Source organism: Photobacterium panuliri, assembly GCF_059920555.1.
The window spans coordinates 1882005-1904823 of record NZ_CP197192.1; the positions used below are offsets into that span (position 1 = coordinate 1882005).

Consider the following 22819-nt stretch of genomic DNA (forward strand, 5'->3'; position numbering starts at 1 on the left):
AACAAGGTAGAGGGCCGGCCCTCTACCTTGTTTTTCTTTTAATTAGAACTAAGACGCAGTCGTCATGTGACCATTTCTGTGAACTAGGTTTCTTTTGCTTTTCTCATCGCAACCGAGATGCAGTAGGCGGCTCCCCCCCAAGTGATCCCTAAACCAAACAGCATCATAATAATGGCACCTAGAGTCATAGTTTTGCCTCCTGCTGTGGTTGTGTTTTTGACATCAAGTTGATGATGACAGATGTCATTAGCATCGCGCCGACCAATCCCCATCCAAGCAAGAGCAATTCTGCTTGGGTATAGCCGCCATACCCATTGTTGAAGGTATTGATAAAATTCGTGAAGAGGATGACGGCGAGCAATGCTGGGCTCAAGAAACGCACGCATACCTCGAACCATCTACCGATACTGAATTCCGAGATGCTGTTAACGTAATGGCGTATATCCGATATTTTTAATAGCCATGCAACGATCACAAGCTCGATAAGGCAGCTTGAAAGTAACGCGATATTGTTAATGAAGTAATCGACCAAATCGAGGAGCAACAGCCCGCCGTTGGTGGCAAATGCCATCGAAATAACAAAGCCGCTGCCACACACAACAGAAGCAGCTTTCTTACGAGTCCAATGGAGTTTGTCTATTAGCGCAGAGGTCACAGCTTCGAGAATTGAAATGTGCGAACTCAATCCAGCGACTACCAATGCCAAAAAGAATAATGGCCCAAAAATGAAAGGCAGAGGTAAGAGGTTGATGGCGGCGGGTATGGTGACAAAGGCGAGGCCAACGCCTGCGGAGACAACCTCGGTTATAGGTTTGGCTTGCTCTTGAGCCATATACCCCAATACCCCAAAGATCAGTAATCCTGCGGTGATGGAAAAGCCGCAGTTAATTAATACCGTCATAAAAGCATTGTTATTGATGTCTGACTTTTCGGGTAAGTAGCTTGAATAGGCAATCATGATGGCAAAACCGACGCTGAGGGTGAAAAAGATTTGTCCGTAGGCTGCTGACCATACTTTTGCGTCCATGATTTTGCTGAAATCAGGTTGGAATAAATAGGTGAGCCCATCGAGGGCACCTGGTAGGAAGATGATCCGCCCGATGAGAGCCAATACCATGATAAACAGCAACGGCATCATAATTTTGCTTGCTCGCTCAATGCCCGCTTTTACGCCAGAGAATATCGCGGCAAAACTGATAGCCCAGGCAATGATCATCGGAATAGCAATATGTAATTGCAGCCCCCCTAATTGACTTGGTGAATTTTCACCAAGCTTTAGGTATTCAGTGAAGAAAAAGGCATTCGTATCGTCCCCCCAACTTTGGCTAAATGAAAAACCAAGATAAGAAATAGCCCATCCAATGATCGCCACATAGTAGATCGCAATGATGGCGGCGATAGACACTTGAAACCAGCCTAGCCACTCAAATTTTCCGCCTAGTTGCGCGAAGGCGCGTGGCGCGGCGCCACGCAGTTTGTGACCAAGGCTGAACTCCATGATCATGAAAGGGATACCGGCGGTTAGCATGGCAAAAAGGTAAGGAATAAAAAAGGCGCCACCACCATTTTCGTAGGCCATATAGGGGAAGCGCCATATATTCCCCAAGCCAATTGCAGAGCCAACGGCGGCAAGAATAAAGCCAGCCCGAGAGCCCCATTGTTCACGTTTCATACATTTCTCCTTATGTACGGCGAATGTTAATAAAACGTAGGATTAATTAGGGAAAACTTCCATTTCCAATCAGTGAGGTGGCATTGTTGTAGAGTTATAAACTATGTCTAATCGTGAGGGTAACGAGATGATCTGTAGGTTATTGTATTTTTATCTGAGTACTCACATGCGTGCTCAATAGGCAAAGAAAGGCCATTGATAATGGCCTTTCTTTAGGGGCTATCAGCATATTTTAGAATGAGTATGTGATGCCGAGATTGGTTTGAATTTGATTCATCCACTCGGAATCAATTCTTATATTGCAGTCTTGTTCACCGGTAGGGAGAGTACAGCGGGTAGTTGTATCGCTATCAACTAAACTGGCCAGCCAGCGACCTTCGAGATTGACGGCCAGATTCTGAGTAAGGTGGAATTCGATACCGCCAAATAGGCCTGCTGAAAAGAGGAGATCGTCGGTACTCCAGTCAGCATCAATAATCGTTGCACCAAGGCTGGCACCAAAGTAGGTGGTTGCTTTGTTGAAGGTTTCCCAATAAAGGGCGCTTTGTAAGTGAGCATAGGTTAAAGAGCCGCTGCCAGTGATATTGGCAAAGTCAGTAGGCTGGTGGCTGAGGTATAAGCCGGTGCGACCGTTGTACAGATCTGTCATTAATCCAAGCGCATAGTGAACGTCATCTTCTGCTTCGACGTTGATGCCATTTACATCGGATAGGCCGTTAGTGAAACTGTATCCGATATAGGGCGTGATATAGACGTTGTTGTTAGCGGCTGCCACGCTGGGCAATAACAGGGTAGTTGCAAGTAACAATAAATGCTTTTTCATCTGCTTAATCCGAACGTTAACTGGTTAAATTTATTGTGACAGATTTCCGATAATACTGCTTTTTTGATTGTTGAAATCTTGAACTAAACCGAAAATGCCGTTAATAATTTGTTAAGCCATGACAAATAGTGAGGATGTTATGATGGATTATGATCTGAAACTGGCCGTTGTTGTTGTAACTGTAACCATGACCGTTCTTTTGACCTTTGGTCTGATATCTATTACTGTCTAATTTATCAGTAAAAATTGTCGAGTGGGCATTCCGTTATTGTTCAACTTATTGCGATATATTTGTTTTTTCGCTGTGTCGGAACTGTTGTATGACGAATCATTTGCCCTTCAGTCTAAAAGACTTGGATTTACAAGTTGTAAACAACTTCTCATTGCAACTTAAGCAAGCACGTAGAAGTAAAATAGCGTTGGTTGTCCAGGGGGGCGGCCAGCGGGGGATTTTTACAGCTGGCGTCTTTGATGCATTTCTGGAGGCCGGCTTTGACCCATTTGAGCTTTATATTGGCACCTCTGCCGGGGCTCTGAACCTGTCGTCTTATATTAGCCGCCAATCGAAATTCGGCTATAACTTTATCGTCGACTATACGACTGAAAATGCTTTTTTTAACCTCTATAAGTACCTGAGTCAGCAAAAAAGCATGGATTTAGACTGGGCTCTTGGTCAGGTTGCCGAGCAAGGAATAATGCCTTTGGATGTAGAGAGGGCTAGGGGGGTGTTAGAGCACCGTACCGCCTTAGCTTGTGTTACCCGCAAAGATACGCTGCAAGATATCTATATGCCGATGTATCAGGACAATTGGTGTGATGTATTGCGTGCCTCCTGTGCCATCCCTGTGATCTATAATTTGCCGGTTTGTCTCGAGGATCTTGAATGGGTGGATGGTGGTGTTAGTGCTGCTGTACCTGTCAAAGAAGCATGGCGTCGCGGGGCAGATCTCGTAGTGGTGGTTAGAACAGAGCCGCTAGAATACAAGGCGGAAGAAAGGCGTTTCGACTGGCGTGCAAAAGTGGAAGCCAAACTACCGGATTACATCGAAAGGCTGAGTCTGAATGAGTCATTGGACAAGGTTAAGTCGTTTCATGCTGAGTTAACGGCCAAATATGAACAATGGAAATATAGCCGAGGTGACAGTGATGAGGTTGATCCGTCGGCAAATGACGCAGAGCCAAAAGATTCGATGCTGTGGGAAGGCCAGCGCAAAATGCTAAATATCGAGCGTTTTGTGAAAACGGTTGGTAAGGGGCAGCGTAGCGATGTACTGGCTATGCTCAATACTTATTATTCGACTTACCGTGAAGCGCATGACTTTATGTATTCTCCGCCACCTGGCTTGAAAGTGATTCAGATCGCGCCTGAAAAAAGTTTGTGTAGTTGGGCACTCTTGAGTGACAAGGATGATCTTGAGGTAGATTACCGAGAGGGTAAGGTCGTAGGTCGGCATTTTGTCGAGCATTTTGCCGATATACTTAACGACACAACGAGTTTGGGCAATCGCAATTAGCGGCTGTCATCTATAAAAAAAGGAACCCAAGCGGGTTCCTTTTTTGTCTGTATCGGTAATCCGTTGACAGGGTTAGGCAAGTACAGTTTGTAGCCAAGGCCAGCCTTGCTTTTTACGGCTTAGCGTGTCTTTCATCATTAGCATGCCGTCTTCAGCGTGCTGATCCAGCGTTGCATTCCACTCGCCTTTGTAAAGTAGGCGTGTTGTGCTGGTGGTGATGTCAGTTAGCATTAGTGCTGCCATTGCCAGGCCTTCTTCGTCACAACGACGCTGAAGATCGGCTTCAAGCTCTTCGATCATGCTGTCAACTTGCTCAAGAGTCGCTAGCTCGATTTGACCAACAACAACGTCACGGTTGTTGAATGGGTAAGCTTTAAGGTCTTTTTCTACTAGCTGAGCGGCAGATAGACCTTCGATGTCAGTTTTTGCGATAAGAAGTGCTTTGATGAATGCATCCAAATCCTGAACATCAGCGATTTTAGCAAGCTCTTCAACTGCGTCTTTGTCTTTCTGCGTACAAGTTGGAGAGGCAAAACCAACGGTGTCGCTTAGGATTGCAGACATCATAAGGATCGCTAGTGGGCGAGTGATCTCTGTGTTTTCCATCTTGAACAGGTTGAACATGATGGTACAAGTACAGCCGACAGGCCAGATCCATGCTTCAAGCGGGTTAACGGTTGTTACATCACCTAGACGGTGGTGGTCAACGATACCCATGATCTCTGCCTGTGCGATGTCGTCAGGACCCTGAGCTAGGTCAGAGTAGTCAACCAGCCAAATTTTCTCGCCAGCTACGCCAGTGCACATTTCTGGCTGCTCAACGCCAGCTTGCTCTAGGATGTGCTGTGTTTCACGGTTCAGTTCGCCTTGACGTACTGCTTTAGCTTCTAGGCCGCGAGCTTTTAGAAGCTCAGCACCAACGAGTGCTGAGCAGATGCTATCACTATCAGGGTTTTTGTGACCAACTACTTGAATCATGTTGTTTCCTTTACTACGTCTGGCAGATAACTCTGCAAAACTAATAACTTATTCGAAATTTATCCGAATGGACAATTGAACTAACCGGACAATTTTAGAGTTTTTGGCAGAAATAACAAATGAACTTATTGAAAATAAGTTCGGTTGTCTATTTAGCCAGCATCATGCCACGGATGTTACGGGCTCGATAGGCGAGGCCGTTTGTGGGTGCTCCGCATTCTTCATGTACTCAAGCAATGCATTGAATGGCATTGGTTGGGCAAAGTAGTATCCCTGAATGAGGTAGACGCCGCGATTTTTTAAATACTCAACTTGTTGAGCATTTTCAACACCCTCTGCAATGATTTTGAGCCCTGCATGTTGAGCAAAGAGGATAATCGATTCAAGGATTTTGGTTTTGATATCCTCGGTGCCGATTGTGTCGATGAACATTTTGTCGATTTTCAAACAACCAATTGGCAAACTCTGGAGATAACTGAAGCCGCCATATCCTGTCCCTGCATCGTCCAGCTTGATGGTGATACCATGTTCGCAGAGTAAGCCAAGGCTTTGTTTGGCAAGTTCCATATTGTTAAACGGTGTTCGCTCGGTAACTTCAAACGAAAGGCGTTTAGCATCAAGCTGATGAGTTTGCAGTAGGTCGATCACCCACTGGCTGAACGCTGGGTTTTCAAGCTGGGTAGGCATAGCATTGATACTGACGATGCCACCGATTGCTCGTCCCTTGTTTGATGAAAGCTGACAGAAAACCTGTCTGATCAATGATTCGGTGATCTCAAAAATCTGCCCTGTATGCTCGGCTGTGGGGACAAAGTGATCCGGAGACAGAAGATCGCCATTTTCCAGTTTCCAGCGTACCAATACTTCACACCCGACCATTTTATTGAGCTGGGTATTGATAATAGGTTGATAGTAAGGCGTAAATTGATTGCGTTTTAAGCCTTTTTGAATCATATCGCGAAGATTACCGGCTTCGTTATTGCGAAAACGTAGGACGAGGCAGAAGGTCAGCAATAGAGACAGTAGCAACAGTTGAATGATGATAATGTCATTGCCGACAAGTTTGGCTATACCGTTTTCAGTCGCAAAGATCTTGATTTTATAGATAGGACTGAATCTTTTGGCCGCGATAAATTGATAAGTGTTGGCACTGTCTTTGGGATAAATAGGAAGACTATGTTCACCTGATGTGAGGTACATAGCTAGGCATCCGCTACAGGTTTCGCTGTCGGTAAACACGTTTTGGAAGGGTTCTGTGATAACGGTTACCAGCCCGCGAGGGAGGGCATAGCTAATCTTCAGTCTATGGTTGTCATAGGGCTCGATGCTAAAGAGCGTGTCACCAAGCTGACCATTGATTTTTGTATTGGTGTCAGCTTCTTGCTCGATAGGTGCATAATTTTTGATTAGCCGAACCCCGTGACCATATATAGAACAATGGTTGGAAAGGTTAGTTATTTCAATTAGCTGGATCGCTGAGGATTTTTCTACGGTCTTGCGAAGTAATGAAATATCGTTGTCATCACAGGAGTAGGCCAGCTTTTCGGATAAGTCCTGTACTTCGTTGTCGATGTGGATAAACCGACTTTGGTAAAATTGATACAGGTTATCTAAACGGCTAGAGACATCAGCCTTAAATAGTGTTGTATTAAGAAAATTGGTTGATTGGTTTATCAGCGAAAAGCCAATGACAAACACAAGGCCCGGCCATCGCCATCTGTGCCAAAGTGTGGACTTCATGATGTCTATAACTACTGGGATTAAAAACCGCCATTTGAACATAAATCCATTTAATATGATAGCTAAATAGGGCGTGTAATAGACAGGTATATTCCTTATGGGTATGTTGCAGGCGTTGTATTGAGTGTATTTTACACAATTGTTTTAAATTGATTTTGATAGCGTCTCAATTCGCTGGGGGAAATGGCAATGGTATGGGTGGTTATGCCAATAGTATTAAGCTATTGGTTGCAAGCGGCGCATTTTCTGCGAATAGGAAATGGTGTCGGTTTTTGGTGTAGTTTTTTGTTTCCATTGCTACTTGTGATAAAAGCCCGTTGGGTGCCTAAAGTGGTGATGCTTGGATTGGCAGTTATCTCGGTTAATTGGGTCTTTGTCACTTATCAAATATTAGTGGAAAGATTGATGCAGGGAGGAGACTGGCTACGTATGTTATTGATTATGGGCTTTGTTATTTGCTTTACTTTGATGTCTATGGCGATGTTTTATACGAATGCTCTGACAAGGCGTTATTGCGGTATGAAGTGAAACAGTAAGGTGAGTAGTGGGGAGAGAGCATCATGGAGTGAATATCCGTACAAATCTTAGTGTTGATTTGTTATGTTATAACATTATAAGTTAGAGGCAGGCTATTTGCGCCGTAATGCCTTTGTGCTGTTTTAGTGTCATAATTTTAGATATCATCAGTGGTATTGTCTCTCACTGTCCGGGCTGCCCGGGTGTAGAAATATATTAGGAACAACATGGTAACTGTAAGGGCACGAGTGCCATTTAAAGTCGGCCAGAAAAGTCATATTCCGGCTGATCTGCTTTCATTCAATGGGTTGGAATCGGGCAAAGAGCATGTAGCTCTGATTTTCAATCAGGCAGACAAACAAGGTCAGCCACCTCTGGTTCGTATGCATTCTGAGTGCTTAACTGGGGATGTGTTTCATTCATCACGCTGTGACTGTGGTGAGCAACTTGATGAGACGATTGTAAAAATGGGCGAGGAAGGCGGGGTATTGCTGTACTTGCGCCAGGAAGGCCGTGGTATTGGTTTGTACAATAAAATCGATGCCTACGAATTACAAAGTCAGGGTATGAACACCTATGAAGCCAATAATCATCTAGGTTTTGGTGATGATCTGCGTGAGTTCACTGAAGCAGCAATGATGCTTCAGGCATTGGGACTGAAGAAGATCCGTCTGATTACCAATAATCCAAAGAAAATTCAGGATCTCGAAGCACTAGGCATTGAGATTGAGGAAGTTGTTGGTACTAAGGCTTATGTGAAAGACGGTAACGAATACTATCTGAAAACAAAAGCAAGTCACGGTAAGCATCGCTTCCATTTCGATTGATATTCATCAGTCGTATACCTTCAAAACCCCGCAAATGCGGGGTTTTTTGTTATGCGGCGTCACAGGTCCGATACATTGAAGTCACTTGTAAATCTTGTTTCTTAGTGTGATCTAAATCTTCTTTCAGTTTTCGATCATATTTATTTGTCATTATTTTTTCTAATGAATCTCATAATAAACAATCGTGTGAATCAATGCGTTATTTTATTGCCAGAAAATACGTTCAGGATTAGTATCTGCGCATCTTGGTAGATTATGATTCCGTGAAAATGTAAAAACAAAGCAATTGCTTTTACATTGAAAGAAAAACGCAGAGTTATATTCTGATTGGTGGTGGTTTTTTCCACTGTTTTCCGTCGTTAACGATATTTTATTCTGTAATAAGGATTTTGGTTGTGAAACAGCAATCGTCTTCCGCTAGCATGGCGAAATTGTTATTCCTATTGATTATTTTGGTCGCTGTTGGTCAGATGACACAGACTATGTATGTGCCTTCTATCCCAGCCATGTCAGAATTTTTCTCTGTTAAGTCTGCTTACCTGCAGGCTGTAATGGCGGCATATTTGATCCCTTACGGCTTGTCGCAGTTCATTTATGGCCCGCTCTCAGATCGCATTGGCCGCCGTCCAGTGATTTTACTGGGTATGGGGATTTTCCTGTTGGGCATCGTGAGTGCATTGTTTGCGCCAAGCTTCGAGTGGTTTTTGGCTGCCAGCTTTGTCCAGGGTATGGGAACCGGTTGTAGTGGGGCTATGTGCCGTACCGTTACCCGAGATTGTTATGAAGGTGAGGATTTGCACCGCGCGAACAGTTTAGTGAGCATGGGCATTATCTTTTCGCCTCTGATCGCGCCAGTGCTGGGTGGTTACTTGTCATCAGCGTTCACATGGCAGGCAAGCTACATGTTTTTGTTCGCTTTTGGTGCTGCTGTGACATTGGCTATGATGGTGTATTTTGCAGAGACATTGCCAGTTGAAAAACGTCGCCATGAACGCGTATTGGTAAGCTACCGCTATGTTTTGGGCAATCGTCGTTTTCAAGGCTATGTTTTGTGCCTGATTGCTACCTTTGCCGGTATTGCCGCTTTTGAAGCTGCTGCGGGCGTATTATTGGGGAGCGTACTGAAGCTTGATCCTAAAACAGTCAGCTTGCTCTTTATTCTGCCGCTGCCGGGGTATCTGGCCGGTTCATGGCTTTCTGCAGTGCTTGCCAAGAAATTGGGTAATGCGAAGGTGATGATGATCGGCATGCTTGCGATTACCTTGGGAGCTGTGATTATTTTGATTCCGGGTATGGCCGGTCTGGTTACTGTTAGTTCGCTGATTGGTGGTGCATTTGTTTATTTTGCCGGAGCGGGTGTGTTGTTCCCTGCGGCAACAACCGCTGCCATCCAGCCATTTCCTCATCATGCTGGGACTGCCGGGGCGATTCTTGGCGGCCTGCAGAACCTAGGTGCCGGTTTGGCAACTCTGGCGGCATCTATGATGCGAGCAGAGGATCAATATAGCCTAGGAGCCGTGATGTCAGTAATGGCGATTCTTGTTGTGTTCAGTCTTATTTGGGTGCGCCGCAACGAGAATCAAGACAGCCACGTATTGGTGTAGTGCTGATTTGTCCCCCCCCCCAAAAAAAAACGGAGCATTTGCTCCGTTTTTTTTAACTGTTCGACGCTACCGAGTTGCGGTGATTAATCGCGCTTCCATAGAATGTGGCAGAATTTATTATCTGGGTCGCGGCTTACCAGAAGTCGGGCAAACACATCGTCCAATTCGTCGTTCTCTTCGTTGACCAGACCAATGCGCACTTCTGCATAGACTTCTTTATCAACGTCAAAACCGACATGCTCGGCCCAATCGTCTTTTGTTTCGACAAGCTCAGCAGCACCGCGCTCATCAAACTGAAGGGTAAAGAGCAATACGTCTGCAGAGTCTAGGTTATCGGCGGCCATTTCCAGGAAAATGTCGTAGGCGGCATCAATAACGTCGTCGTAAGAAATGAGGTTTGGTGTTTCCATGAGCTACATCTGTCTCTAGTTGAGTGAGCAGACAGTATAGCGAGACAGGTACGGAATAGAAATAGTTTGCTGGAATGACGCACAAAAGCGCTGAGGAAGGGGCGTTACGAAGAAGATACTAGCCTGACTCCAGAGTATATCGGGTGTCAGGCTAGTGGAGATCAGCGATTAAGCACGGCCAGTGTATTTACGCTCAGCAGTGTTGATCACAATCTTGTCTTCTTGAGAGATGTACTCAGGAACTTGTACTACTAGACCAGTTACAAGGCGAGCTGGCTTAGTACGAGCTGATGCTGATGCACCTTTGATTGACGGATCTGTTTCAACGATGTCAAGCTCAACAGTTGAAGGTAGCTCTAGGCCTGCTGCTTTATCGTTAACAAGGATCACCATTAGACCTTGAGTTGCTTCAGTGATGAAAAGCATTTCATCTGCAATGTCAGAAGCATTGAAGGTGTACTGGTCGAAGTTTTCGTTATCCATGAAGATGATTGTGTCGCCGTCAGCATAAGAGTATGCAACAGGGCGTTTAGTCATATCTACAGTTTCAACTACGTCATCAGACTTCAGACGCTCGTCAACGCGTGCACCTGTAGTTAGGTCAGTACAACGCATCTTGTAGATTTTTGCGCCGCCACGGCCACCTGGAGTGGTTACTTCAATATCTTTAACCAGAAGAGTTTTGCCTTCTGAAAGGATAACAAAACCTTTTTTAATTTCACTAGCTTTTGGCATGGGTTATATCTTACTGTTTGGAAAAACCGGAAATTACCACGGTTATGCGCTAACACCAACATTTTCGTGCTGGTTTCTCGTTATAGCCGTAGTTTGCATTGAATAAATTTTAAATTTGGCGATAAATCGGCTAAAAGGCATCGGCTTAGCGTAATAGTAGCCTTGGCTGTACGGTATGCCCAGAGCGTCAATTTGTTCGGCCTGCTCTTTCAATTCTACGCCCTCGGCGATGAGTTTGCATTTGAGGGTGCGTCCCATGTCGGCCATGTTGCTCAATATCGACTGGGTGACAGAGTCGGTTGCTGAGCCGGCAACGAAAGAACGGTCGATCTTGATAATATCAAAGCTCAGTTCACGTAGAGTAGAGAGTCCTGCATAGCCCGTTCCGAAATCATCTAGAGCCCATGTCACGCCAACGTCACGAAGCCGCTGCATGGCCTGCTTGAGCTCATTGATATCGCTGTTGGCAAAACTGTCTCGCTCGGAAAACTCCAAGACGAAATTGTGCCTTAAACTCTGATGCTGTTGGATAAGAGCAATAAGAGGCTCGACGAATGCCTTATTGGCGATCATGCTAGCGGTGACGTTAACAGAGATATAAAAGGGCTTCTTCATCGTCATCACGGCTAATTTTTCGTTGGCCGCATTCTCGATCATCTTTAGGGTGAGGGCACAAATTTGCCCTGTCTCCTCGGCTTGGGGAATAAATGCCATAGGGAGAACCAAGCCATGACGAGGGTGATGCCAGCGAACGAGCAGTTCAGCGCCGATCCATTCGCCCGTTTTGTTTTCTATGATGGGTTGATAGTAGTTAACGAATTCATTGTGCTCTATGCCGCGTTGTAGATCGGATCGTTGAGATTTTTGCTCATGAGCAAAGCGGCGAGTCAGCCAAGTGCAGAAACAAGCACTGCCCAATATGAAAACTAAGCCAATATATAAATAGCTTTTGATTTGGCACCATAACATGTATGGAGAATATCCAACATGTACCACAATAGGGTAGTGTTCCGATGTGGTGCGCATATCAAAAATAGGGTTACGGTGTGGAGCGCTGAAATTCTGACATAATGGATTAATTTGCTTGCCATAACCAATACAAGCAAAAACATGACGAGTTGTTGCTATACTAGCAAGCCAATAATTTACAAAGCCGGAATTAAGCAGTACGCGATACCAACCACTTGATCCTTGCAACATGAAAAATAGGTTCACGTTACCTGTTCTTGAATTAATATCACGGTAGAAATAATAACGTGAGTCTAATGCTGATATATTTACAGAAATATCAGTGTGAGTACTGGTAAGTATATGTGAATCACGGTCACTACACTTTAAGGTATTGTTTTGAATGTAGCTTATTTCTTCTACTGAACCGGAATCAAAAGTCAGCTGCATAAGCTCCTCCCTCGCGAGCATGCTGCAAGGTGGGTATTGCTGATCAATTTGAATCAATCTTTCTTCAAGTTGTCCGAAATTGCTATTGATACGATCTAGCATTGCCTGAGAGACATAGGTGACTTGCCGCTGGGATAACTTGTTTACCGAAACAACAAATATCATTGATGCTAATAAAAAAGCGGATACAAAAACAGTAATCTCAAGTTTTTTCATTCTAGTTATAGCCAGAAGGATTAACCAGTGAATGATATACTAATCTTTACGAATAGAAAATTAATTAAGGAAAATATATTTATACCAATATTGCCCCATTAATACTGGCTGTTTATTCTGTTCATTGCGGAGTTATTGGTTGTTTTCTAGTATTTTATGTTGAGTTAAATATGACCGAAATAATGCTTGGTGAGGAATACTTTTAAACGCAGGCTATGGTTACAACATCCCACTCAGTCGTTTGGCACAAGTGCGCACAAATCACTCTGGAACGAGCATCTTGCACTAAGCGAAGGCGGCTAAAGAGTGGTATATTGTACCACCACTTTTTTCGCGTTTCAGTGAACAGAGTAGTGGAAGATTGGTAAGGAAGTTTTCAGTGTCACGTGTTCTCCCCGAATTTGATAAACATTTTTCTATTCAGCCACAATTTCGCCCTCTATTGATCGAGGTCGTTAAGCAAATTCAGTCTTTTTTAGGTAAAAAAGCATACAGTATCTATCTTGCTGGTAGTGTTGCACGAGGCTCTGCTGTTGTTGGGCGTTCGGATGTTAATTTGACGGTGGTGACCGCTGCACCTTTGACGGCTGCAGAGCGCGCTTTGGTCTTGAATGTTGCCCTCCGTGCGAAACAGATTCATCCCATATCCCGTAATATTGAACTCACCTTGGTTGAATTGGCGGAGGTGCTTGATATCGCTAATGTGTTCCGTTGGGGATTTTGGTTCAAGCATTGCAGCCATCGTATCGCAGGGGATGATCTTGCGTCACGTTTTGGTTGTTTTGAGGCGAGTTGGGAAATTGCCAAGCAACTAAATGCTGATTTGCCTCATTGTCTGTCGAGTTACCGCCGTAAGATTATGGCGACGAAAGTCGTGGCAGATTATCTCGATTACTGCGATTTTATTGCTCGCAAGATGCTGTGGGCTGCTTTTGGCTTGGTTTTTCACCGGAAGCGACAATTGGCGCTCTCATTGGAAGATGCCTCGTCAGTATTTCTTGAATACTACCCGGATAAGAGCACGGAAATCGAACGACTGTTTGTGCTGATATCTCGAACTCAAGTACCAAAAAAAGCCTCGCTCTATATGCTAGATAGCTTTGGTAGTTGGTTAGTCGCAGAGTTTGATAAAATTAATAGAAAGATAGGGTAATGATATTGCTCATGTTGAAATCGAGGTTTGTTTGCAAGCACAATCACAGGGGTTCGTACTAACCCGTCAAAGCCGTGACAGTCGCGGGTCTACGGAGATCACTCTTTGGGTTAAGACTCCGGAAGGGCCTGCCAAGTTAACCATTGTGGGTGATGAGCCGGTTTGTTTTGTTCGCCAGCAGGATCTTGATGCGGCACAGCACAGTCTCAAAGATACTGGGGTGAATACCCGTTGGAAGTCTCTGGCCCTGAGTAACTTTCAACACCAGCCTATGGCGGCGGGTTACAGTAAGACTATCAAGGATAGCCATCAATTAGCCTCTGTATTGCAACACGCTGGCATCGAAGCCTATGAATCGGATATCCGTTTGGCGGATCGGTTTTTGATGGAGCGATTTATTCGTGGCGGGATTGCCTTTACCGGTCAGCTAAAACGCCGTAATGGCTTTCTGGAATATGCCAACGTCAAGGCTAAAGCCGCTGACTATAGACCTGAATTGACGGTTGTATCTTTGGATATTGAATGCTCCGAAAAGGGCGTTCTCTACTCTGTCGGTTTGCATAGCGATAATGATAGTCGTGTGATTATGGTCGGCAAACCAGAACCAGACTGCGCGGAACAAAATTGGATTGAGTGGGTAGACAGCGAAAAGGCGCTTCTTGAGGCCCTGGAAGCATGGTTTGTCCGTTTTGATCCTGATGTGGTGATTGGCTGGAATGTTATTGATTTTGATTTTCGCTTGCTGATCCGCCGTGCAGAATGGAACAATGTGGGGTTGCGACTTGGCCGGGGCAATCAGCAGATGCATTGGCGCCAGTCTTCGCAAAATCCCAATCAAGGCTTTCTTACCGTGCCGGGTAGGGTGGTACTTGATGGTATCGATACCCTGAAAACAGCGACCTATAATTTCCGGTCATGGTCGCTGGAGTCTGTCTCCCAAGAGCTTCTGGGAGAAGGCAAGGCGATTCATAATGTTTATGATCGCATGGCGGAAATCAATCAAATGTACCGCGAGGACAAGCTTTCGCTGGCTACTTACAATTTGCAAGACTGCAAATTAGTAACGCGAATTTTCGCTCATACGCATTTGCTCGATTTTGCCATTGAGCGCAGTTGCCTGACGGGTGTTGAGCTCGATCGGGTGGGTGGCTCAGTGGCTGCTTTTACTAATCTCTATCTCCCTCAGCTTCATCGTGCCGGGTATGTTGCCCCTAGTCTAGATAGCGACAACTGGATTGCCAGTCCCGGCGGTTATGTGATGGATTCGAAACCGGGTCTGTACCAGTCTGTATTAGTGCTGGATTTTAAATCTCTGTATCCCTCTATTATCCGTTCTTTTCGTATTGACCCGCTTGGCCTAGTGGAAGGACTGCTACTTGAGGAAGGTAGGGATGACGAGCAGGCGATTGCCGGTTTTCGAGGCGGCCGCTTTCATCGCCAGCGGCATTTTTTGCCCAAGATGATCGAAGATTTATGGGCGGCACGGGATCAGGCAAAGCGCGATGGCGAAAAAGCGTTTTCCCAGGCAATAAAAATTATTATGAATTCCTTTTATGGCGTACTTGGCTCATCAGGTTGTCGGTTCTTCGATCATCGTTTGGCGTCTTCGATCACTATGCGGGGACACGAGATCATGAAAGTGACCCGAGAATTGATAGAAGCAAAAGGCTATGAGGTTATTTACGGTGATACGGATTCGACGTTCGTCTCGCTTAATGGCAGCTTTTCGGCGGACCAGGCGGATGATATAGGCAAAGGGTTGGTTACATATATTAACCAGTGGTGGAGGGAACACCTGAGCGAAACCTATGGGTTGGAATCAGCTCTAGAGCTTGAGTACGAGACTCACTATCACCGCTTTTTGATGCCGACGATCCGTGGGCAGGAGACGGGCAGTAAGAAGCGTTATGCTGGTTTGGTCGATGTGGGGGTGAATGAGCGCATTGTATTCAAGGGACTGGAGACGGTGCGGACGGATTGGACAGCATTGGCCCAGAACTTTCAGAAAGTGATCTATCAGCGTATTTTCCATGATCAGCCAGTGGAAGATTATGTACGGGAATATGTCGAGGCGACACGCAACGGGCAGCACAACGAAATGTTAGTTTATCGTAAAAGGTTACGTCGTAACTTAAGCGAGTACCAGAAGAACGTCCCACCTCATGTTCGTGCGGCAAGGATGGCGGATGAGTACAACAAACGCCATGGCCGTCCTTTGCAGTACCAGAACGGTGGTTGGATAGAGTATGTGATTACCCTAAATGGCCCCGAACCATTAGAGGTAAGGCAAAGCCCAATTGACTACGAGCACTATGTTGAAAAGCAGATCCGTCCGGTTGCGGATGGGATTTTGCCTTTTATTGGCCAATCATTTAGTGAGATAACCGCCCCGCAGCTCGGACTTTTTTAATTTTTATTCAGGGATTTCCATCATGCTTGACAGAACACACAGCGATGCCATTCAGCAACGTATCGATCAGAAAACAAAGCCATTGGGAGCGCTAGGCCAACTTGAATCCCTTGCTTATCAGCTAGCACTTATTCAGAGCCAAGACAAACCTGATGCGGTGGACCAAATACACTTGGCCAACCCTACGGTGTTGGTTTTTGCCGGTGATCATGGGATTGCCGATGAAGGTGTCAGTATTGCGCCGAGCGCTGTGACTCAGCAGATGGTGCTCAACTTTCTGGCTGGTGGTGCGGCCATAAACTGTTTTTGCCGAGCGAACCAGGTTGCGATCAAAGTTGTTGATGCCGGGATCTTATTGCCCGTTGAAGAGGATCATGACAATTTGATCCGCCAGCGGTTAGGTACCAGAACAGAGAACTTTTCCAAGCAGGCCGCGATGTCATTGTCACAAGTGAGCCAAGGCATTGTTAAAGGCGTAGATCTTGTAGCTAGCACTGTGGCTGCTGGATGTCATTTGATTATGTTTGGTGAGATGGGAATAGGCAACTCGAGCAGTGCTGCGGCCTTGCTGGCGGCTGTTTCCGGATATCCCGTAGAGCAATGTGTCGGCTATGGTACGGGGATATCGTTAGAGCAGTACGAGAAGAAAATTGATGTGGTTAGTGCAGGCGTCATTCGTTGCGATGGCCTAGATGTCCAGGAAGTACTGGCTGAAGTGGGTGGGTTTGAAATTGTCCAGATGGTTGGGGCGTTTCTGGGGGCTTATGAGCAGCGTGTGCCGGTACTTGTTGATGGGTTTATCGTGACAGTCGCAGCTTATTTGGCAACCCAAATTGAACCTGCTTGTCGAGACTATATGATTTTCGGTCATCGTTCCCATGAATCTGGGCATGAACTGGTATTGTCATTGCTTGATGCCGAACCGTTGTTGGATTTGTCGCTGCGCTTAGGGGAGGGTACTGGTGCTGTATTGGCCGTGCCATTAGTTAAGGCGGCAGCGGAGTTTTACAATACGATGGCAAGTTTTGCAGAGGCCGGAGTCACGGTTGAGCCTTAGATTGTCAGGCAGATAAAATAAAACCCGCTGTTGTGCGGGTTTTATTATGATCCAAATTAGCAGAAATGATCCTGACGATCAGTTGAAGTACTCGATATTCGACACATCGGCTTTTGTTGCATGAATAGGATCAAATTTGATCGCGCCGCGATTCGGGGTGCAGATTTTGACGACGTCGCCACAGTCGAAAATGGCCAGAACGGTTTCATCGGTGCGAAAAACAGCCGGAAGTGGTTGGCCTATTTCACAGAGACATTCGATGCCTTCATGATGCCACTCAACTTTGTAAATGCGTTTTGCCTGCTCTGGTGCTTTAACGTGTTTGGCAATAGATGTGAATACAGCTTCAGCTTGCTGTGGGCTTGATGCCGATGGTACAAAAAAATCCATGGTTCCCTCCAAACGCTCAGTAGAAGTGCCTACTGAATCAATACACATTGTTCATCCTAGCTAAAGGCTAACAGAATTATTGTTATATTTGCAAATTAAATGCATGTGCATTCAAATTTTTGACGATGAAAAATCATGCTAACGATAAGATGTGTACCAGTAATGCGCTTAATAAAAAGACGTTATTCCCCATAAGTGGTTATTTTTCTGGCGTAAAAGTGACAATGATTTTTGTCGTTGTAATAAGCAAGAATGATTAGTTATTGACTACGATTGGTATAACGATGGTCTAGCATTATAGTAGCGTGGAAATAGGGCACATCGGTTAGAGGAGGAAAAGAGATGGAACAGTTAGATTTTTTTTCTATCCCTAGCCCATGTATCGGTGTATGCCAAAGTAACAGCCGGGGATATTGCAAAGGTTGCTTTCGCAGCCGTGAGGAGAGGTTTCATTGGCAGCATTTGTCGAATGAACAAAAGCGTAACGTTATTCGCCTATGTAGGCAGAGATATTTGAGGGTTATGAGGGCAAAGCGTCAACAGGGAACTGTTGGAGTGTATGAAGAGAATAGGGGGCCAATTCAGCCCGATTTGTTTGGTGGCCTTGAATAATAGGTAATAAAAAAGCGCCCCGAAGGACGCTCTTTAACACAGAAATTCCGCAATTAGATGCGTTTGAAGTCCATGTGCTCAACTTTTGGCTTGTAAGCGTGACGCTGGATGTCCTGCGGCTTAACTTTAACTTCTTTGCCGTCGATTACTAGCGTGATTGCTTCGTAGAACTCAGGCTTGTCCATTTGGTTGATAACTGCATCGTGAGCTAGAACGATTGCAACTGGAGCTTCTTCACCACCGTAAACGATAGCTGGGAACTGGTTAGTGTGACGTAGACGGCGGCTCGCACCTTTACCTAGGTCAGTACGTACTACTGCTTCGAATTTCATCTTAAATACTCTTTAAGTTAACTAAATAAGACATTGTGTAATGCGACCTTACTCAATGCCGTAAATCGAGCGCGGATATTAGCAATGATCATGCGAAGCAGCAAGTAGAAAAATCATATCTATTATTTATTTCTCTAGTTTTTAAGCATATTGGACGCTTAGAGAACCTACCTTTTATCAATCACTGGGTATTTCTAAGTCGGATAGGGGTTTTACATCCTTGGGAGCAAGGTGCCTAATTGAGTGTAAATTGCGATCAAATTAACGGTTAATACAAAAAAACGATCTAAATCACACTGATAATGATAGTAATTATCGTTTGTGTTTGTAATAATTCATGCAAACCTTTTGTTGATAACAATATTTTTAGCAGGAATTATGAACAACAAACTGACTTTGGTAGCAAGTGCTATCGTAATGGCTTTGTCACCCTCAATTTATGCTCAGGACGAAATATCTGTATTTGATGAAGTGGTCGTCTCGGGAACGCGCTCTGAACAAAGTATCAAAAATGTCCCTTCGAGTGTTACCAAGGTCAGTGCGGAACAGATAGAAGATAATTTGGCAACGGATGTCAAACAGGCACTGAAGTATGAACCAGGTGTCCAGGTGAATGGTCAAGGCCGTTTTGGAATGCAGGACTTCACTGTCCGAGGCATGAGTGGTAGCCGGGTGAAAGTGCTTATTGATGGCGTTCAGCAACCGGCGTCTTACAATCCTGGCGCAGAGGTGATGCGTAAAAACAGTAATACGATCGAGGTGGACACTTTGACAGCCATCGAGATCAACAAGGGTCCATCTTCTACGCTTTACGGGAGCGATGCGTTGGGTGGTACCGTGCTGATGCGGACAAAGAACCCTGAAGATATGCTTGAGCCGGGTGATGATACCCATGTTGGCTTGAAGACGGGCTATGCCAGTGTCAATGATGAATACAAGGCCACTGTCGAGTTAGCCAATCGCAGCGGTGATTGGGAATCGATGGTGATCTATACCTACCGTGATGGCCATGAGACAGAAACGCACGGTGACGGAGCTGATATTACGGGGCCAAATCGTGGCGCAGCAGATCCTTATGATATTGCTTCCCATAATGTATTGGCGAAGGTTTTTTACCAAATCAATGATAACCACCGTGTTGGTCTGACAGGGGAATATTATACGCGTAGCGCCGATGGCTCAATTCTGTCGGGGGAGGGGCGCGACGGTGGTATGCCTGGATATATTTACACCAATGTGCGAGGGGAAGATGAGGATCAGCGTTACCGTATAGGTTTCGAACATGAGTGGCTCGCTGATCTGGTGGCATTTGACAGCCTTAACTGGAGCCTAAATTGGACTGAAAGTGAGGCGGAACACAATAGCTATGACCATACTGAGGCAAAAGGCAATCGAAACCGAGTCCGTTTAGGTAAAGATGATAGTTTGCAGTTTGATCTTCAGATGCAAAAGAGTCTTGAATTCGCAACAAGCCGTCATGAGCTGACTTACGGTGTATCCGCATCCAATGAATCATTTGCGTTGGATTATCGGGATTACGATTTGGATAACGGCAAGAATAAAGCAGGCTCAGAAGAAGTCCCGTCGTCTGATTCTGAAAAACGCGCCATTTTCGTTCAGGACCAGATGTTCTTTATGGATGACAAGATGGTTGTGACGGCAGGCTTGCGTTACGACGATTTTACGGCGACTCCTGATGAGCAGTCTGGCCTGAAAGAGCACAATAGTGATGCATTAACGTCACGTCTAGGTATGGTATATCATTGGAATCAGAATCTGAGCACCTATGCTCAATATAGTGAGGGTTTCCGCTCTCCAACTATCTACGAAATGTACTATGACAAAGACCATACCATGTTCGGCTATCGTATCGAGTCAAACCCAGATTTGAAACCGGAGGAGAGCCAGTCCTATGAGATTGGTGTGCGGGCTAATGGGCGTATCGGTGCGATGGAATTGTCGGCATTTTATAACGATTACAAGAATTTCATCAGTAGCCAAACAACGATGGATGGTTCTGTTGAAGTCACCACCAATGAAAATATCGGCAAAGCGCGAATTTATGGCTCTGAATTTAAGGGTAGCTTGTGGCTAGATGAAGCCTTTGGCGCGCCTATGGGTTCTTATGCACGTTTGTCGATGGCATATCTTGACGGTGAAGATAAGCAAACGGGTGAGACGCTAGATACGATTGCGCCGTTTACTACAGTTGTTGGCCTTGGCTATGACGCGCCTTCGGAGCTGTGGGGCAGTGCATTGACGGTAACCATGGCGGCCGCGAAGGATGAATGGCAGGATAAGGATGCTGATGCCAACCTTGAAGCACCAAGCTATACCGTGGTTGATTTGACGGCTTATTACCGCCCGGTGTCTGATCTGACTCTGCGTGCAGGTCTGTTTAATGCCTTTGATGAAAAATACTGGCAATATCAGGATCTTGAGGGGGCGACGGCGACGACGGAAGGTATCGACCGCCGTACTCAGCCTGGTCGAAACTGGGGTGTGACTCTCGATTACGCTTTCTGATATCAGTGAGTCTATGCCATAAAGAAGCCGCACATCTGTGCGGCTTTTTCGTTAGTTGTCCCACCAGCGCGGGTTAGTTTTTCTGATATTGGTCCAGATCGAACAGTTTGTCGCGGATTGCCCAGAAGCGACCCGATTTACGGGCAATAACAATCTCTGGCGGTCTGAAGCGGTGCGCATTGTTGGCGACTTTGCTAGGCGCGGTGTCGGTAAACGGGCGATGCCTATCTGCAAGGTGGGGCTTGACGAACTTGCGTGTAAACTCGTCTTTTTGTCCCTTGGTCGACAGAGGCCATACTTCGCTGATTTCCGATCCCTCATCGCCAATGTAAATGACTTTTAGCTGTGGCTTGCCGAATTTGTTTTTCCCCGCTTCAAGGCGAAGATCGTGGCATTTCATGATCATCGCGTCTTTTAGCTTGAGTGCATCGCGTAGTTTTTTGTCGGGATCGACCATGACAGCATCGCACTGATGGCAGCGACGGGCGGCAATATCATTGTCGGCACCGCATTCTTCGCAGTATTTCGCCCTGAAGCGATAGCCACACTCTTCACGCTCGCCTGTGTCGTCATCTTCAAAGTAGCCTTGGCAGCGACGGCCATAGTGTTCGATCAAGAATCCAGCCGGATCGAGCTTGCCCCAGAAGCTGTTGTTAAAGCCGCAGGCCGGGCAGGGTACCATGATCACTTCGCTATCACTATTGGGCTTAGGATCGCCAACCTCGGGTTGGTAAAGATCATAGCAGTTACCGGCATATTCCAGTACTAAGCAGTCTTTCTTGCCCTCGGACAGTCGCAGCCCCCGGCCGACGATTTGCTGATATAGGCTGATGGATTCAGTCGGGCGCAATACGGCAATTAAATCAACATGCGGGGCATCGAACCCGGTGGTCAGTACCGAGACATTGACCAGGAACTTGATTTCTTGCCGCTTGAAGCGATTGATAATGTTGTCCCGTTCATCTTGAGGGGTGTCACCAATGACCAAGGCGGCTTTTTCATCACTGAGGTAACCCAGAATTTCTTGGGCATGGTTGACGGTTGAGGCGAAGATCATCACACCTTTACGATCTTTGGCATACTCACGTACCTGCTCGATGATCATTGGAGTGACCCTGCCTGCGCGCTCGATAACATCGTCGAGGTCGGACTCTTTGTAGCGGCCGTTGTTGCCGGGACGAAGTTGGGAAAAGTCGTACCCCATCACAGCCATGTCCATCATTTTGGGTTCGGTGAGGTAGCCCTCATCGAGCAGGTAGCGGATTGGCAATTCGAAGATACAGTCCCGAAAGAAGCGGTCCTGCTCGGTGCGTACTTGTCCCCGGGTATGATATTTGTATATCCAACCCATACCTAAGCGGTAAGGCGTTGCGGTCAGGCCAAGGATCTTGATGCCAGGGTTCACCTTTTGGGTGTGGGCGATCACTCGGCGGTAGGCACTATTTTCATCATCGGGTACGCGGTGGCATTCATCTATGACGAGTAATGAAAATTGCTCATCAAACCTGTCGAGGCTGTTGACCATAGATTGAACAGAGGCAAAGACGACTTTCTCATCGGTTTCCTTACGACCAAGCCCGGCTGAAAAAATTGCCGCTTTTAGACCATAGCTTTCGTATTTGTCGTGGTTTTGTTCAACCAGTTCTTTTACGTGGGTCAAGACCAATACTCTACCTCGGGCAATCCGCGCCAATTCGGCAACCACCAGACTTTTTCCTGCTCCTGTTGGCAGGGTAAGTACAGCGGGAGTATTGTGTTTACGGAAGTAGTGCAGGGTAGCGCTGACGCTGTCTTGTTGGTAGGGGCGAAGTTGATACATGGATAACAGAAAACAGAATAACGATTCAGTGTCGGCAGTGTACTACAGCTTGGATAGGTTTCGTTGGTTTTCTTCTTATGAAGCCCG

21 protein-coding genes are annotated in these 22819 nt (G+C 45.9%); 10 read left to right on the plus strand and 11 right to left on the minus strand.

Translation table 11 applies throughout. From position 1 onward, the window contains the following. Positions 1-83: 83 nt before the first annotated feature. The 3 genes from ACSF8X_RS08765 to ACSF8X_RS08775 form a co-directional block, all read right to left on the minus strand. Positions 84-188 (minus strand): MetS family NSS transporter small subunit, encoded by a 105-nt coding sequence (locus tag ACSF8X_RS08765; RefSeq protein WP_157037785.1) that lies wholly within the window; start codon positions 186-188, stop codon positions 84-86. Continuing rightward, positions 185-1672, minus strand: coding sequence for a sodium-dependent transporter (locus tag ACSF8X_RS08770; protein ID WP_500849681.1), 1488 nt, complete (start codon positions 1670-1672; stop codon positions 185-187). Before ACSF8X_RS08770 ends, ACSF8X_RS08765 begins: the two co-directional genes overlap by 4 nt. Before the next feature lie 232 nt (positions 1673-1904). After that, positions 1905-2495: a hypothetical protein gene (locus ACSF8X_RS08775; protein ID WP_240478258.1), complete on the minus strand. Its 591-nt coding sequence runs from the start codon at positions 2493-2495 to the stop codon at positions 1905-1907. A 142-nt stretch (positions 2496-2637) separates the two neighbouring features. On the opposite strand from ACSF8X_RS08775, the gene ACSF8X_RS08780 reads away from it, so the two are divergent. Together ACSF8X_RS08780 and ACSF8X_RS08785 are read left to right on the plus strand one after the other, a co-directional pair. Continuing rightward, positions 2638-2727 (plus strand): hypothetical protein, encoded by a 90-nt coding sequence (locus ACSF8X_RS08780; protein WP_500851162.1) that lies wholly within the window; start codon positions 2638-2640, stop codon positions 2725-2727. 88 nt (positions 2728-2815) lie between these two features. After that, entirely contained in the window at positions 2816-4009 is a 1194-nt protein-coding gene (locus ACSF8X_RS08785) for a patatin-like phospholipase family protein (RefSeq protein WP_500849682.1), read from the plus strand. Between the two features lie 72 nt (positions 4010-4081). Here the strand turns inward: ACSF8X_RS08785 and ACSF8X_RS08790 are convergent, their stop codons facing one another. Together ACSF8X_RS08790 and ACSF8X_RS08795 are read right to left on the minus strand one after the other, a co-directional pair. Then, positions 4082-4987: a manganese-dependent inorganic pyrophosphatase gene (locus ACSF8X_RS08790; protein ID WP_047877971.1), complete on the minus strand. Its 906-nt coding sequence runs from the start codon at positions 4985-4987 to the stop codon at positions 4082-4084. Positions 4988-5149: 162 nt separating this feature from the next. Continuing rightward, entirely contained in the window at positions 5150-6727 is a 1578-nt protein-coding gene (locus ACSF8X_RS08795; RefSeq protein WP_500849683.1) for an EAL domain-containing protein, read from the minus strand. A gap of 189 nt (positions 6728-6916) precedes the next feature. Here ACSF8X_RS08795 and ACSF8X_RS08800 point away from each other — a divergent pair, with 189 nt between their 5' ends. The 3 genes from ACSF8X_RS08800 to emrD all read left to right on the plus strand — a co-directional run bounded on the left by ACSF8X_RS08800 (position 6917) and on the right by emrD (position 9674). Continuing rightward, positions 6917-7255, plus strand: a complete 339-nt coding sequence (locus ACSF8X_RS08800) for a hypothetical protein (protein ID WP_500849684.1) — start codon at positions 6917-6919, stop codon at positions 7253-7255. Between the two features lie 215 nt (positions 7256-7470). After that, on the plus strand, positions 7471-8070 hold the full coding sequence (locus ACSF8X_RS08805) for a GTP cyclohydrolase II (RefSeq protein WP_047877974.1): 600 nt from the start codon (positions 7471-7473) through the stop codon (positions 8068-8070). Positions 8071-8492: 422 nt separating this feature from the next. Continuing rightward, positions 8493-9674 (plus strand): multidrug efflux MFS transporter EmrD, encoded by a 1182-nt coding sequence (emrD, locus tag ACSF8X_RS08810; RefSeq protein WP_205626054.1) that lies wholly within the window; start codon positions 8493-8495, stop codon positions 9672-9674. 83 nt (positions 9675-9757) lie between these two features. Here the strand turns inward: emrD and ACSF8X_RS08815 are convergent, their stop codons facing one another. From ACSF8X_RS08815 to ACSF8X_RS08825, 3 genes are all read right to left on the minus strand, one after another. Next, positions 9758-10084 (minus strand): HI1450 family dsDNA-mimic protein, encoded by a 327-nt coding sequence (locus tag ACSF8X_RS08815; RefSeq protein WP_500849685.1) that lies wholly within the window; start codon positions 10082-10084, stop codon positions 9758-9760. A gap of 168 nt (positions 10085-10252) precedes the next feature. After that, on the minus strand, positions 10253-10819 hold the full coding sequence (efpL, locus tag ACSF8X_RS08820; protein ID WP_047877977.1) for an elongation factor P-like protein EfpL: 567 nt from the start codon (positions 10817-10819) through the stop codon (positions 10253-10255). Between the two features lie 42 nt (positions 10820-10861). Then, on the minus strand, positions 10862-12433 hold the full coding sequence (locus ACSF8X_RS08825; RefSeq protein ID WP_500849686.1) for an EAL domain-containing protein: 1572 nt from the start codon (positions 12431-12433) through the stop codon (positions 10862-10864). 379 nt (positions 12434-12812) lie between these two features. Here ACSF8X_RS08825 and ACSF8X_RS08830 point away from each other — a divergent pair, with 379 nt between their 5' ends. Genes ACSF8X_RS08830 through cobT form a run of 3 tightly spaced genes read left to right on the plus strand, consistent with a single transcriptional unit; the run spans position 12813 to position 17053 of the window. Then, entirely contained in the window at positions 12813-13586 is a 774-nt protein-coding gene (locus ACSF8X_RS08830) for a nucleotidyltransferase family protein (protein ID WP_053062390.1), read from the plus strand. A 31-nt stretch (positions 13587-13617) separates the two neighbouring features. Continuing rightward, the gene (locus ACSF8X_RS08835) at positions 13618-15996 is read left to right on the plus strand and encodes a DNA polymerase II (RefSeq protein WP_500849687.1); all 2379 of its coding nucleotides are present in this window, start codon (positions 13618-13620) and stop codon (positions 15994-15996) included. 22 nt (positions 15997-16018) lie between these two features. Then, complete coding sequence (cobT, locus tag ACSF8X_RS08840; RefSeq protein ID WP_500849688.1) at positions 16019-17053, plus strand: nicotinate-nucleotide--dimethylbenzimidazole phosphoribosyltransferase; 1035 nt, start codon at positions 16019-16021, stop codon at positions 17051-17053. Positions 17054-17131: 78 nt separating this feature from the next. Here the strand turns inward: cobT and ACSF8X_RS08845 are convergent, their stop codons facing one another. Then, positions 17132-17443 carry a hypothetical protein gene (locus tag ACSF8X_RS08845; RefSeq protein ID WP_047877982.1) on the minus strand — a complete coding sequence of 104 codons (312 nt, stop codon included), beginning with the start codon at positions 17441-17443 and terminating at the stop codon, positions 17132-17134. Positions 17444-17785: 342 nt separating this feature from the next. Between ACSF8X_RS08845 and ACSF8X_RS08850 the strand changes: the two genes are divergently transcribed. Continuing rightward, positions 17786-18055, plus strand: coding sequence for a DUF1289 domain-containing protein (locus tag ACSF8X_RS08850; protein WP_500849689.1), 270 nt, complete (start codon positions 17786-17788; stop codon positions 18053-18055). Positions 18056-18108: 53 nt separating this feature from the next. On the opposite strand, the gene rplY is transcribed toward ACSF8X_RS08850, so the two are convergent. Further along, complete coding sequence (gene rplY, locus ACSF8X_RS08855; RefSeq protein WP_047877983.1) at positions 18109-18387, minus strand: 50S ribosomal protein L25; 279 nt, start codon at positions 18385-18387, stop codon at positions 18109-18111. Positions 18388-18765: 378 nt separating this feature from the next. On the opposite strand from rplY, the gene ACSF8X_RS08860 reads away from it, so the two are divergent. Next, positions 18766-20913, plus strand: coding sequence for a TonB-dependent hemoglobin/transferrin/lactoferrin family receptor (locus ACSF8X_RS08860; protein ID WP_500849690.1), 2148 nt, complete (start codon positions 18766-18768; stop codon positions 20911-20913). Positions 20914-20986: 73 nt separating this feature from the next. Here ACSF8X_RS08860 and radD read toward each other — a convergent pair whose 3' ends face one another. After that, positions 20987-22732, minus strand: a complete 1746-nt coding sequence (gene radD / locus ACSF8X_RS08865; protein ID WP_500849691.1) for a DNA repair helicase RadD — start codon at positions 22730-22732, stop codon at positions 20987-20989. Between the last annotated feature and the right edge of the window lie 87 nt (positions 22733-22819).